We start from the raw sequence: 12503 nt of genomic DNA on the forward strand, positions 1-12503 counted from the left end.
GATCATTCCCCCAGGGCTTTCTTGTAGCGACCTTCGACCAGTCGGTTCCAGGACAGCATGATCAGCAGATTGGCCAGCAACAGCGCCACGGCAATGGTTGCGCCCATGGGCCAGTTGAGTTCCGACAGGTACTGGTCGTAGACCACCGTGGCGACCATCTTCAAGCGGCGCCCGCCGAGCAGCCCGGGAATGGCGAACGAGCTGGCCGCCAGACCGAAGACGATCAGCGTGCCCGACAGCACGCCGGGCATGATCTGCGGCAGCACCACCATGCGCATCACCTTGGCCTGGCTTGCGCCCAGCGATTGCGCCGCCTGCTCGGCAGCCGGGTCGAGCTTCTGCAGCGAGGTCCAGACCGGGATGATCATGAACGGCAACATCACATGCACCAGCGCCAGAATCACCGCGAAGGGTGTATAGAGCATTTTCAGCGGCCGCCCGCCCAGCGCTGCGATAGCCTGATTGATCAGGCCATCGGCGCCCAACAAGAGGCTCCAGCCAAAGGCGCGCACCACCACCGAAATCAGCAGCGGAGTCAGGATCAGAATCAGGAAGATCGAGCGCCACGGCGTGCCCATGCGGCTGAGGATGTAAGCCTCCGGCACGCCGATCACCACGCACAGCAGGGTCACCAGAGCGCTGATCCAGAAGGTCCGCCAGAAAATCTCGTAGAAATAGCCGTCGCTGAGCAGGGCGGCGTAGTTGGCCAGCGTGTAGCTGTCGCTCTTGACCCCCACTTCGTAGTCGAACAGGTTGAACGACAGCACCAGGGTCAGCCCCAGCGGGACGATCAGCAGACCGACGAACAGCGCCAGCGCCGGCGCCGACAGCAGGTATCCGCGGCTCATGCGCAGGCCTCGCTAGCGAGCACGCGAAGCAGCTCGCCCGGCCAGTCCAGGCCGACAGTGACGCCGGTGGCCAGCGGTGCGCTGCCATCGTTGCGACGCACTACGGTGATTTCGCCGAGCACCGTTTCCAAGCGGTACAGCCACTGGCTGCCGAGAAAATAGCGGGTCACGATACGGCCCTGGATGCGCCCATCACCGGCGTTGCAGAAATCGATCTTCTCCGGGCGCAGGCTCAACATCAGTTCGCCTTCCCCGGCCTGTGCCAAGACCTGGGGCTGGCCCAGCGCGTCGTACTCGCCGGGCAGCAGGTTGGCCTTGCCGACGAAACCGGAAATGAACGGCGTGCGCGGGTGCTCGTAGAGCTTGTAGGGCTCGTCGATCTGAGTGACCTGACCGGCTTGCATCACCACCACCCGGTCGCTGATCGATAAGGCTTCGGCCTGGTCGTGGGTCACCATCAGGGTGGTGATGCCGACTTCACACTGGATGCGGCGAATCTCGAACTGCATTTCCTCGCGCAGGCTCGCGTCGAGGTTGGACAATGGCTCGTCGAGCAGCAGCACCGGCGGCTGGATCACCAAGGCCCGAGCCAGGGCCACCCGCTGGCGCTGGCCCCCGGACAGCTCGCGTGGGTAACGGTCGGCATGGACGGTCAGGCGCACCAGCGCCAGCACCTGGTCGACACGGGTGCGGATGTCGCTGCTGCCAACCTTGCGCATCTTCAGGCCGAAGGCCACGTTGTCGCGCACGCTCATGTGCGGGAACAGCGCGTAGCTCTGGAACACCACGCCAAGGCCACGGCTGCTGGGTTTGGCATGGGTGATATCGCGGCCGTCGAGCACGATCCGGCCGCTGGTGACATCGACGAAGCCGGCGATCATCTGCAGCGTGGTGGTCTTGCCGCAACCCGAAGGGCCGAGCAGCGAGACGAACTCGCCCTGGCTGACGCTCAGGTCGGTCGCTACCACGGCCTGCACGGGTCCGTAGCGTTTGCACAGTGCTTGAAGTTCGAGAAAGGCCATGGCTGCGTTCCACCTGTCGTTGTCGGCCGCATGTGCGGTGCGTTGATCGAGGGCAGAGGCGAAAGGGGTCCTGCAATGGGGTGGCGCTCGTTCTGAGTCGGCTGCCGGCTATTGTTGGTCTCGCCCCGTGGACGCAGAGTAGGACGAAGACTAGGATGGCGAAAGCGCTTATTTCACTGAGCGGATGGTTATTTTCAGATTAATCCTTTCAATGAAATCGGATGAATAAAACATGAATAACGATTCCACTGAGCGGAATTCTGAGCCAAGCACAGGCGGTGTCTCCCGGTTGTTTGCCGTATTGCGTGGATTGTCTGCAGCGCCCGCCGAGGGCGAGCGCGTCATCCAGCTCGCCGAGCGCATCGGTCTGTCGCAACCCACTACGCACCGCTTGTTGCGCGGGCTGGTAGAGGAGGGCATGGTCGAGCAGGATGTACGCAGCAAGCGCTATCGGCTGAGCCTGGAGTTCTTCGCCCTGGCCGCCCGCGCCGGCAATGGCAGCAACCTGCGCGAACTGGCGCGCCCCAGCCTGCTGCGGCTGTCGGCGTCTTTGGGTGACTCGCTGTTTCTGCTGGCGCGCAGTGGTTTCGATGCCATCTGCCTGGACCGTAGCGAAGGGCCCTACCCGATACGCACCTTCACCGGCGACATCGGTGGCCGCGTTGCGCTGGGGGTAGGGCAAGGCAGCCTGGCGATCCTCGCGTTCCTACCCGAAGACGAGCGCGAAACCGTGATCCACTACAACCTGCCCCGGCTCAGGGACCTGCACCTGTACGACGAGGTGCTGTTGCGTTCGGAAGTCGACAGCGTGCGCAAGCTCGGCTATGCCGCGCGCAACACCGGCGTGCTGCCCGGCATGGCGGGCCTGGCGGTGCCGATACTCGACCGCAACGGCCACGCGGTGGCGGCCCTCAGTGTTGCCACCATCAGCGATCGACTTGGCCCCGACCGTCTACCCACCGTGGTCGAACTGCTCAAGCGCGAAGCTGCTGCCATCGGCCCACGGCTGAACCCCTTCGACCCGACCCTGCGCAGGCCCTCGCAGACCTTCGGCAAGGTCTGAAGGGCCGCCGTGCCCGGCGTGCCCCTGTTCGCGCAGACGCTTGTAAAGCGTATTGCGGCTGACTCCCAAGCGCCTGGCCAGGCGCGAGATGTTGCCGTCGCTGGCCTGCAGCAGTTCGCCCAGGTCACTGACCTTGGCCAGGGTCAGCAGCGGGCGCGGCAAGGCCTGTTCCTGCGCCGGCAGTTGGCCCGCCTCGCGAAGAAAATCCTCGGGCAGATGGTCCAGGCCTATCACCTCCTCATCGGCCAGGACCAGCGCGACCTTGACCACCGCAGACAACTGACGCACGTTGCCAGGCCATGGGTGGGCCATGAATGCGGCCCACACCTGGGCACTGAAACCGGCGCTCTGCTGGGGTTCGCGGTGCGACTCCCACACCTGTTCGATGAGCTCGCGCTTGTCGCTGCGCGCGTGCAGGGTCGGCAGGTGCAGGGTCATGCCAGCCAGGCGGTAGTAGAGGTCTTCGCGGAACAAGCCGGCCTGCACCCGCTGGCGCAGATCCTCATGGGTCGCAGAAATCAGACGAATGTCGACCGGTATCGGGTCGCCACAGCCCAGCGGCTGGATGCAGCGCTCCTGCAATACGCGCAGCAGCCGCGCCTGGGTCGGCAACGGCATGTCGCCGATCTCGTCGAGGAACAGAATGCCCTTGTCGGCCTTGCGCACCAGGCCAGGGCTGCCCTTCTGGCTGGCACCGGTGAAGGCACCACGCTCGTAGCCAAACAGTTCCGACTCCACCAGCTCGGCGGGAATCGCCGCACAGTTGACCGCAATCAGCGGGCACGACGCGCGGCTGCTGGCCCGGTGCAGGGCCTTGACCAGCACTTCCTTGCCGGTACCGGTGTCGCCGCGCAGCAGCAACGGCACGTCCTTTTCCAAAAGGCGCAGACCCTGCTGCATGGCTTTGTCCAGGCGCGGGTCGGTGCCACGTTGCGCTGCAGCCGGCGCCGGGCAGGGTGAAACCGGCTTCTTGAGCAGACACTGCAACCGGTTGCGCCCTGGCGGTTGCAGGGCGAACGTGCGCTCCGGCGGGTGGTCGAGCAGTGCCTGCGGCGTCAGTCGGAACACCTGCTGCACGGTCAAGCCCGGAAGCTCGACACCCAGCAGGCTGTCGGCACGACGATTGGCCGCCAGCACGTGACCGTTGTCGTCGAACACCAGCAGTCCGGCCCACTGGCTGTCGAGGTTGTTGACTCCGGTATTGAAGATCAATTGGTGATGCCGGTCGGCGAACGCCTCGAGAATCAGGCGATTCTCCACCGTCTGGCTCATCATCTTCACCAACCCGAGCGTGTGCGAAGGCGGCAGGTGACTGTCGCTGGAAACGTCCAGCACTGCGACCATTCGCCGTTGCGCGTCGAATATCGGTGACGCCGAGCCGTTCATCAAGCGGTTGGCAAGCAGAAAGTGCTCGTCGGGCTCGACGTGCACGGCCTGGCGGCAGGCCAGCGCAGTGCCGATCGGATTGGTCCCGGCCGATGTTTCCAGCCAGGACGCGCCGGGGACGAAACCGGCATGGCTGTGGGTAGCGCCCGGCTGCTCTCCCCACGACCTGAGCACGCGCGCCTGCGGGTCGGCCAGCCGAATCAGGCAGCGCGAATTGCCCAGGATGTGTTCGTAGTAGGGCAACACCTCGCGATGGGTGGTGTGCAGCAGCGCCTGGTGGCGTTCGAGCATCTGTTGCAGCGCGGCCCGTGGCAGCGGCTCGAAGCGCGGCGCGTGATGGTGCTCGAGCCCCGCTTCGCGACAGCGTGCCCAGGAATCGTGGATGAGCCGGTCATGGGCAAGCATTGGATTGGATACGGACATGGTTCGAGTATCCCGGCACGCGGCCTTGTTGTTTTTGTTCATGCAGTGTTGTTCACGGTTGTTCATTGTCAATGCGCCAGGCGTTCATTTTTGTTCAGTGATGAACCCCGCCTGCCTTGGACACATACCTTCGAACCGTTTGGCTGGCGCTTTCAGCCTTGACTGGCGGCAATTGGCACGCTTATCGCTCTGGGTTTGCCAGCAGTCGTACCGATGCGAAGCCGCAACCGCTTCCAATAATAAAAAAGGCGCCGCCATGTCCCTTGTGCTCGAGCAGGTCACTCGTCGTGTGGAAAATCAGCTGTACATCGACAATGCGTCGCTGGTGCTGGAACCCGGTTCGTTCAACGTTCTGCTGGGACGTACCCTGTCTGGAAAGACCAGCCTCATGCGGCTGATGGCCGGCCTGGACAAACCTGACCAGGGCCGCGTATTGATGAACGGTGTGGACGTGACCGGCAAACCGGTGCGCCAGCGCAACGTCTCCATGGTCTACCAGCAGTTCATCAACTACCCGACCATGACCGTCTTCGACAACATTGCCTCGCCGCTGCGCCAGGCCGGCATGGCCCGCGAGCAGATCCAGGAGCGCGTGTTGCAGACCGCACGCATGTTGCGGATCGAGCCGTTCCTCAAGCGCCACCCGCTGGAATTGTCCGGTGGCCAGCAACAACGCACGGCCATGGCCCGCGCGCTGGTCAAGGATGCCGAACTGATCCTGTTCGACGAACCGCTGGTGAACCTCGACTACAAGCTGCGCGAAGAACTGCGTTTCGAGATGCGCGAGTTGTTCCTGACCCGCCATACCATTGCCGTGTACGCCACCACCGAACCCAACGAAGCCCTGGCGCTGGGCGGCACCACCACCATTCTTCACGAGGGGCGGGTGATTCAGAGTGGCAGGACGCCGGAGGTCTACCACCGGCCGGCCACGGTGCTCGCGGCCGAGCTGTTTTCCGAACCGCCGATCAACCTGATCGAAGGTCGCATCGGTGGTCAGGAAGTCAGCTTCGCCAACTTCGTTCACTTCGCCCGCAATCTCGACCTGTCCGGCGTCCCCGATGGCGATTACCGCTTCGGCGTGCGACCCAGCCACATCGGCCTGACCCCCAGCAATGACGACGACCTGGAACTGGCGGTAACCGTGGAGCTTGCGGAGATCAGCGGCTCGGAGACGTTCCTGCACGTACGCAACGAGTACTTTTCGCTGGTGCTGCATCTGCCGGGCGTCCACGACTATGCGGTGGACGCGGCCATACCGGTGTACATCCCGACCCACAAGCTGTTCGTGTTCCAGCGCGACGGGCAATTGGTCCAGGCTCCCGGCCTGCGTGTAGCGAGGGCTGCCTGATGGCCGAGATACGTCTGCAGCACCTGGCCCACAGTTACAGCGCCCACCCGGCTGGGCCGGAAGACTATGCCATCCGCGAGATGGATCACATCTGGGAGCAGGGCGGCGCCTACGCCTTGCTCGGCCCGTCCGGGTGCGGCAAATCGACCTTGCTCAACATCATTTCCGGGTTGCTCAGCCCCTCCCACGGGCAGGTGCTGTTCGACGGCAAGGTAGTCAACGAGCTGCCACCCGAGCAGCGCAACATTGCCCAGGTGTTCCAGTTTCCGGTGGTGTACGACACCATGACGGTATTCGACAACCTGGCATTCCCCTTGCGCAACCAGGGCAAGTCCGAGGAACAGGTCAAGGTTCGGGTGCAGGAAGTGGCCGAGGTGCTCGACTTGCAACGCTTGCTGCAGCGCAAGGCGCGCAATCTCAGTGCCGACGAAAAACAGAAAGTGTCGATGGGCCGTGGCCTGGTACGCGACGACGTCTCGGCGATCCTCTTCGATGAACCGCTGACGGTCATCGACCCGCACCTGAAATGGAAACTGCGGCGCAAGCTCAAGCAGATCCACGAGCAGTTCAACATCACCATGGTCTACGTTACCCACGACCAGCTCGAGGCATCCACCTTCGCCGACAAGATCGCGGTCATGTACGGCGGTCAGATCGTCCAGTTCGGCACCCCGCGCGAGCTGTTCGAGCGACCGGCGCACACCTTCGTCGGCTACTTCATCGGCAGCCCCGGCATGAACCTCGTCGATGTCCAGCCCGAGCGTGGTGGGGTCGGTTTCGGCGGCATTCATGTGCCCTTGTCGGAGGCCTTGCAGGCGCGCATTGCCCAGGGCGGCTGGCAACGCCTGCAGATCGGCATCCGTCCGGAGTTCATCCGGGTCTGGGACGAAGGCTTCGAGGCGGCCCTGCACAGCGAACGGGTCCATCTGGAAGACCTGGGCACCTACAAGATTCTCACCCTGCTGCTCGGCGGCCAGACCTTCAAGGTGCGTTTGCCCGAGGACCGCACCGTGCCCGAGGGCACGGTGTTCATCAGCTTTCCCGCGCAGTGGCTGATGGTCTATGCCGATGACCGCCTGCTGGAGGTGAAGCCATGAACAAGGTTCAGAACAACAAGGCCTGGTGGCTGGTGCTGCCGGTGTTCCTGCTGGTGGCGTTCAGCGCCGTGATTCCGATGATGACCGTGGTCAACTATTCGGTGCAGGACATCTTCGACCAGTCCAGCCGCTACTTCGTTGGCGCCGACTGGTACCGCCAGGTCCTCCAGGACCCGCGCCTGCACGATTCGCTGCTGCGCCAGTTCATCTATTCGGGCTGCGTGCTGCTGATCGAGATACCCCTGGGCATCGCCATCGCCCTCACCATGCCGGCCAAGGGCCGCTGGTCGTCGCTGTGCCTGATCGTCATGGCCATTCCGCTGCTGATTCCGTGGAACGTGGTAGGCACCATCTGGCAGATCTTCGGCCGCGCCGACATCGGCTTGCTGGGCTACACGCTCAACGCCATGGGCATCAGCTACAACTATGCGTCCAACACCGTGGACGCCTGGGTCACGGTGCTGGTCATGGATGTGTGGCACTGGACTTCGCTGGTGGCGCTGCTGTGCTATTCGGGCCTGCGCGCCATCCCCGACGTCTACTACCAGGCTGCGCGTATCGACCGCGCCTCGAACTGGGCGGTGTTCCGCCACATCCAGTTGCCGAAGATGAAAAGCGTGCTGCTGATCGCGGTCATGCTGCGCTTCATGGACAGTTTCATGATCTACACCGAACCCTTCGTGCTGACCGGTGGCGGCCCGGGCAACGCCACCACGTTCCTCAGCCAGACCCTGACGCAGATGGCCGTGGGTCAGTTCGACCTCGGCCCGGCCGCGGCCTTCTCGCTGGTGTACTTCCTGATCATCCTGCTGGTGTCATGGCTGTTCTATACCGCCATGACCCACAACGACAAGCAAGGTTGAGGCAGCCATGAGCAAGCGCAAACTGATCCCCCTGCTGCTGTACATCCTGTTTTTGCTGGTGCCCATCTACTGGTTGCTGAACATGTCGTTCAAGAGCAACGGTGAAATCCTCGGTGGGCTGACCCTGTTTCCCCACGAATTCACCCTGGCCAACTATCGGGTGATCTTCACCGACCCCAGCTGGTACACCGGCTACATCAATTCGCTGTACTACGTGAGCCTCAACACGCTGATCTCGCTCAGCGTCGCGCTGCCGGCGGCCTATGCGTTTTCGCGTTACCGCTTTCTAGGCGACAAGCACCTGTTCTTCTGGCTGCTGACCAACCGCATGGCGCCGCCTGCGGTGTTCCTGCTGCCGTTTTTCCAGCTGTACTCATCCATCGGCCTGTTCGACACGCACATCGCCGTCGCGCTCGCGCACTGCCTGTTCAACGTACCGCTGGCGGTGTGGATTCTCGAAGGCTTCATGTCCGGCGTGCCGAAGGAGATCGACGAAACCGCCTACATCGATGGCTACAGCTTTCCGAAATTCTTCGTGAAGATCTTCATGCCGCTGATTGGCTCGGGTATCGGTGTAACGGCCTTCTTCTGCTTCATGTTCTCGTGGGTGGAATTGCTCCTGGCGCGCACCCTGACTTCGGTCAATGCCAAGCCGATCGCGGCGGTGATGACCCGTACCGTTTCAGCCTCGGGCATCGACTGGGGTGTGCTGGCCGCGGCCGGCGTGCTGACCATCGTGCCCGGCATGCTGGTGATCTGGTTCGTTCGCAACCATGTGGCCAAGGGCTTCGCCCTGGGCCGCGTATGAGGAGCCTGTGATGGAGTGGATGGCCTGGACTCTACCGACTGCCCTGTTCTTCGGCGCCATCGCGCTGTTGCTCGCCGGCATGACGTTCTATGAATTGCGCTCGCCCTGCACCGAGCGGCGCGGGTTCCTGCCGATCGCGACCACTCGCGGCGATCGGTTGTTCATCGGTCTTCTCGGTAGCGCCTACCTGCACCTGCTGGTGATCGGCGTTACCGACTGGAGCATCTGGGTCGCCTCGGCGCTGTCCCTGGTGTGGTTGCTGGCGGTAATGCGTTGGGGCTGAGCCACACGGGTCTGCGCGACGCAAAAATTCCAAACAGGAGGTCACTATGTACAAGAACAACAACAAACTGCGACATAGCATTGCCCTGGCGACCGCGCTGGCGTGTGCCGGGCTGAGCGCCGCGGCTTGGGCGGATGCCTATGAAGACGCGGCGAAGAAATGGGTAGGCGCCGAATTCAAGCCATCCACCCTCACGCCCGAGCAACAGATGGCGGAGATGCAATGGTTCATCGAGGCCGCCAAGCCGTTCCGAGGCATGAACATCAACGTGGTGTCCGAAACCCTCACTACCCATGAATACGAAGCCAAGACCCTGGCCAAGGCGTTCAGCGAGATCACCGGGATCAAGCTCACCCACGACCTGTTGCAGGAAGGCGATGTGGTCGAGAAGCTGCAGACGCAGATGCAGTCGGACAAGAACATCTACGATGGCTGGGTCAACGATTCGGATTTGATCGGTACTCACTTTCGCTACGGCAAGAGCGAATCGATCACCGACATGATGGCCAGTCCCGAGGGCAAGAAGGCCACCTCGCCGACCCTCGACCTCAAGGATTTCATCGGCATCTCGTTCACCACCGCGCCCGACGGCAAGGTCTATCAACTGCCCGACCAGCAATTCGCCAACCTGTACTGGTTCCGTGCCGACTGGTTCGAGCGCCCGGAACTGAAGAAGAAGTTCAAGGAAATCTACGGCTACGAACTCGGTGTCCCGGTCAACTGGTCGGCTTACGAGGACATCGCCAAGTTCTTCTCCGAGGACGTCAAGGAGATCGACGGCAAACGCATCTACGGGCACATGGACTACGGCAAGAAAGACCCCTCTCTGGGTTGGCGCTTCACCGATGCCTGGTTCTCCATGGCCGGCGGTGGCGACAAGGGCCTGCCCAACGGCTTGCCGGTGGACGAGTGGGGCATTCGCGTGGAGGACTGCCATCCGGTGGGTTCCAGCGTGACCCGTGGCGGCGACACCAACGGCCCGGCAGCCGTCTATGCGACGCAGAAATACGTCGACTGGATGCGTGCCTATGCACCACCCGAAGCTCAGGGCATGACCTTTTCCGAATCCGGTCCGGTACCGGCCCAGGGCAACATCGCCCAGCAGATCTTCTGGTACACCGCCTTCACTGCCGACATGACCAAGCCTGGCCTGCCGGTGATGAATGGCGATGGCACGCCGAAATGGCGCATGGCACCTTCGCCCAAGGGCCCGTACTGGGAAGAGGGCATGAAGCTGGGGTATCAGGACACCGGCGCCTGGACCTTCCTCAAGTCGACGCCCGAGAAACAGCGCCTGGCAGCCTGGCTGTACGCGCAGTTCGTGACGTCGAAGACGGTCTCGCTGAAAAAGACCATCGTCGGCCTGACGCCGATTCGCGAATCGGACATCAATTCCCAGGCCATGACCGATCTGGCACCCAAGCTGGGTGGCCTGGTGGAGTTCTACCGCAGCCCGGCTCGCGTGCAATGGACCCCGACCGGCACCAACGTGCCTGACTATCCGCGTCTGGCGCAGTTGTGGTGGAGCCACATTTCCGAGGCAGCCAGCGGCGAGAAGACCCCACAGCAGGCGCTCGATGGCCTGGCCAAGGATCAGGACGCGATCATGACGCGCCTGGAACGCAGCAAGGTGCAACCCGTGTGCGGGCCGAAGATGAACCCCGAGCGCGACGCCCAGTACTGGTTCGACCAGCCCGGCGCACCCAAGCCCAAACTGGCCAACGAAAAGCCTCAGGGTCAAACCGTGGGCTACGCCGAACTGGTCAAATCGTGGGAGGATGCAAGAAAGTAGCCGCAGGCGCGGTCAGCGGCCAGGAAAGCCGCGCTGCGATTGGCCTGCCACACCGCGCCGTTCTTTTCGCGGCCACAGGCCGCTCCCACGGAAGATTGATGCCCCGTAGGAGCGGTCAGCGGCCGCGAAAGCCGCGCTGCGGTGCAACGGATACAGCGCGCATCAGGGTTTACATCACTGGTGCAGCGTTTCTGCTGCATACAGGGTGTTTTCCAGCAGGCAGGCGCGGGTCATCGGACCTACGCCGCCTGGGACTGGAGTGATCCAGCCGGCGCGGGGCAGGGCAGTGTCATACACCACGTCGCCCACCAGCTTGCCATCGGCCTGGCGATTGATGCCCACGTCGATCACGATCGCACCTTCCTTGATCCATTCGCCCTTCACCAGCCCTGGCTTGCCCGCGGCAACCACCACCAGATCGGCGCGGCCCACGTGGCCCGCCAGGTCCTTGGTGAACCGATGAGTCACGGTCACGGTGCAGCCTGCCAGCAGCAACTCCATGGCCATGGGTCGTCCAACGATGTTGGAGGCACCCACCACTACCGCGTCCATGCCATACAGATCCTGGCCAGTGCTTTCCAGCAGGGCCATGATGCCCTTGGGCGTGCACGGACGCAGCAACGGAATGCGCTGGGCCAGGCGGCCGACGTTATAGGGATGGAAACCATCGACGTCCTTGTCCGGACGGATGCGCTCGAGCAGCAGCGAGGCGTCCAGATGCTCGGGCAGCGGCAACTGCAACAGAATGCCGTCGATCTCGGTGTCGGCATTGAGCGTGTCGATCAGCGTCTCGAGCTCAATCTGCGAGGTGGTGCTCGGCAGGTCGAAGGCCCGGGAAACGAAACCGACTTCCTCGCAGTCCTTGCGCTTGTGCGAAACATAGACCTGGGACGCGGGGTCGGTACCCACCAGAATCACCGCAAGGCCCGGCGTGCGCAGGCCTTGCCGACGACGCTCGGCAACCTGATGAGCGATCTGCCGACGCAGGTTGGCGGCGATCGTCTTGCCGTCGATAAGTTGTGCAGTCATGACGCGTGATTAACCATCGAAAAGGAATGAAAATGTGCGCGCATTCTCGCATGTCGCACGCCCAGGGCAAAGGCGCTTGCTTCGCGAAACCTCCTAAGCCCTTTAATTAAATGAATTTTTTTCAAAAAAGAGTTGACGACCCCAAGGCTCGCCTATAACATTCGTCGCACTTGTCGGGCAGGGCCTAGCACTGGTGAAGAAGGTAGAGTAAAACAGGCGGTTTCAAGGCTTGTTTGTCATCACCGACTGAAGCTCTGGATTTGTAATCTGCAAGGACTACAGACTCAAAAGCGCCCGTAGCTCAGCTGGATAGAGCATCCGCCTTCTAAGCGGATGGTCGCAGGTTCGAGTCCTGCCGGGTGCGCCATTAGGCAGCTTTGGCACAAGTAACGCAGTAAACGCAATATGGTGGGCGTAGCTCAGTTGGTAGAGCACAGGATTGTGACTCCTGTTGTCGTGGGTTCGATCCCCATCGTCCACCCCATATTTCGAAAGGCGCCCGATTCTTACCGATCCGGCGCCTTTGCTTTAAAAGCTA

At 62.6% G+C, this 12503-nt stretch carries 10 protein-coding genes, 2 tRNA genes and 1 pseudogene; 9 read left to right on the forward strand and 4 right to left on the reverse strand.

Annotated features, from left to right (window positions below; all coding sequences use genetic code 11):
* Positions 1-2: 2 nt before the first annotated feature.
* Together IFT44_RS13640 and IFT44_RS13645 are read right to left on the reverse strand one after the other, a co-directional pair.
* A complete protein-coding gene (locus IFT44_RS13640) occupies positions 3-848 on the reverse strand; it encodes an ABC transporter permease (RefSeq protein ID WP_122713762.1) in 846 nt (281 codons plus the stop codon).
* Positions 845-1870 carry an ABC transporter ATP-binding protein gene (locus IFT44_RS13645; protein ID WP_192137954.1) on the reverse strand — a complete coding sequence of 342 codons (1026 nt, stop codon included), beginning with the start codon at positions 1868-1870 and terminating at the stop codon, positions 845-847. The genes IFT44_RS13640 and IFT44_RS13645 overlap by 4 nt, the downstream gene beginning before the upstream one ends.
* Positions 1871-2102: 232 nt before the next feature.
* On the opposite strand from IFT44_RS13645, the gene IFT44_RS13650 reads away from it, so the two are divergent.
* Entirely contained in the window at positions 2103-2933 is an 831-nt protein-coding gene (locus IFT44_RS13650; protein ID WP_192176051.1) for an IclR family transcriptional regulator, read from the forward strand.
* Positions 2934-2957: 24 nt separating this feature from the next.
* Here the strand turns inward: IFT44_RS13650 and IFT44_RS13655 are convergent.
* Positions 2958-4742 (reverse strand): annotated as a pseudogene (locus tag IFT44_RS13655) (sigma-54-dependent Fis family transcriptional regulator); the annotation flags it as partial.
* Positions 4743-4998: 256 nt separating this feature from the next.
* Here IFT44_RS13655 and IFT44_RS13660 point away from each other — a divergent pair.
* The 6 genes from IFT44_RS13660 to IFT44_RS13685 are packed head-to-tail and all read left to right on the forward strand — an operon-like array spanning position 4999 to position 10936.
* On the forward strand, positions 4999-6093 hold the full coding sequence (locus IFT44_RS13660) for an ABC transporter ATP-binding protein (RefSeq protein ID WP_192176053.1): 1095 nt from the start codon (positions 4999-5001) through the stop codon (positions 6091-6093).
* Positions 6093-7190 carry an ABC transporter ATP-binding protein gene (locus IFT44_RS13665; protein ID WP_192058140.1) on the forward strand — a complete coding sequence of 366 codons (1098 nt, stop codon included), beginning with the start codon at positions 6093-6095 and terminating at the stop codon, positions 7188-7190. The genes IFT44_RS13660 and IFT44_RS13665 overlap by 1 nt, the downstream gene beginning before the upstream one ends.
* On the forward strand, positions 7187-8053 hold the full coding sequence (locus IFT44_RS13670) for a carbohydrate ABC transporter permease (RefSeq protein WP_122476022.1): 867 nt from the start codon (positions 7187-7189) through the stop codon (positions 8051-8053). Before IFT44_RS13665 ends, IFT44_RS13670 begins: the two co-directional genes overlap by 4 nt.
* A gap of 7 nt (positions 8054-8060) precedes the next feature.
* Positions 8061-8861: a carbohydrate ABC transporter permease gene (locus IFT44_RS13675; protein ID WP_122476020.1), complete on the forward strand. Its 801-nt coding sequence runs from the start codon at positions 8061-8063 to the stop codon at positions 8859-8861.
* A gap of 10 nt (positions 8862-8871) precedes the next feature.
* Positions 8872-9144: a DUF2160 domain-containing protein gene (locus tag IFT44_RS13680; RefSeq protein ID WP_122476019.1), complete on the forward strand. Its 273-nt coding sequence runs from the start codon at positions 8872-8874 to the stop codon at positions 9142-9144.
* A gap of 46 nt (positions 9145-9190) precedes the next feature.
* Positions 9191-10936 (forward strand): ABC transporter substrate-binding protein, encoded by a 1746-nt coding sequence (locus IFT44_RS13685; RefSeq protein ID WP_122476017.1) that lies wholly within the window; start codon positions 9191-9193, stop codon positions 10934-10936.
* Between the two features lie 174 nt (positions 10937-11110).
* On the opposite strand, the gene folD is transcribed toward IFT44_RS13685, so the two are convergent.
* Positions 11111-11965, reverse strand: coding sequence for a bifunctional methylenetetrahydrofolate dehydrogenase/methenyltetrahydrofolate cyclohydrolase FolD (folD, locus tag IFT44_RS13690; protein ID WP_122476016.1), 855 nt, complete (start codon positions 11963-11965; stop codon positions 11111-11113).
* 290 nt (positions 11966-12255) lie between these two features.
* Between folD and IFT44_RS13695 the strand changes: the two genes are divergently transcribed.
* Positions 12256-12332 (forward strand) — tRNA-Arg (locus IFT44_RS13695).
* Between the two features lie 41 nt (positions 12333-12373).
* Positions 12374-12449: transfer RNA gene (locus IFT44_RS13700), tRNA-His, on the forward strand.
* Positions 12450-12503: the final 54 nt, after the last annotated feature.

The sequence above is a fragment of the Pseudomonas sp. CFBP 13710 genome (assembly GCF_014842235.1).
Taxonomy (GTDB): domain Bacteria; phylum Pseudomonadota; class Gammaproteobacteria; order Pseudomonadales; family Pseudomonadaceae; genus Aquipseudomonas; species Aquipseudomonas baltica.

Bases quoted from the DNA above. Each gene is read 5' to 3' on its own strand.
- IFT44_RS13640 (WP_122713762.1), bottom strand. From the start codon at position 848: ATGAGCCGCGGATACCTGCTGTCGGCGCCGGCGCTGGCGCTGTTCGTC.
- IFT44_RS13645 (WP_192137954.1), bottom strand. From the start codon at position 1,870: ATGGCCTTTCTCGAACTTCAAGCACTGTGCAAACGCTACGGACCCGTG.
- IFT44_RS13650 (WP_192176051.1), top strand. From the start codon at position 2,103: ATGAATAACGATTCCACTGAGCGGAATTCTGAGCCAAGCACAGGCGGT.
- IFT44_RS13660 (WP_192176053.1), top strand. From the start codon at position 4,999: ATGTCCCTTGTGCTCGAGCAGGTCACTCGTCGTGTGGAAAATCAGCTG.
- IFT44_RS13665 (WP_192058140.1), top strand. From the start codon at position 6,093: ATGGCCGAGATACGTCTGCAGCACCTGGCCCACAGTTACAGCGCCCAC.
- IFT44_RS13670 (WP_122476022.1), top strand. From the start codon at position 7,187: ATGAACAAGGTTCAGAACAACAAGGCCTGGTGGCTGGTGCTGCCGGTG.
- IFT44_RS13675 (WP_122476020.1), top strand. From the start codon at position 8,061: ATGAGCAAGCGCAAACTGATCCCCCTGCTGCTGTACATCCTGTTTTTG.
- IFT44_RS13680 (WP_122476019.1), top strand. From the start codon at position 8,872: ATGGAGTGGATGGCCTGGACTCTACCGACTGCCCTGTTCTTCGGCGCC.
- IFT44_RS13685 (WP_122476017.1), top strand. From the start codon at position 9,191: ATGTACAAGAACAACAACAAACTGCGACATAGCATTGCCCTGGCGACC.
- folD (WP_122476016.1), bottom strand. From the start codon at position 11,965: ATGACTGCACAACTTATCGACGGCAAGACGATCGCCGCCAACCTGCGT.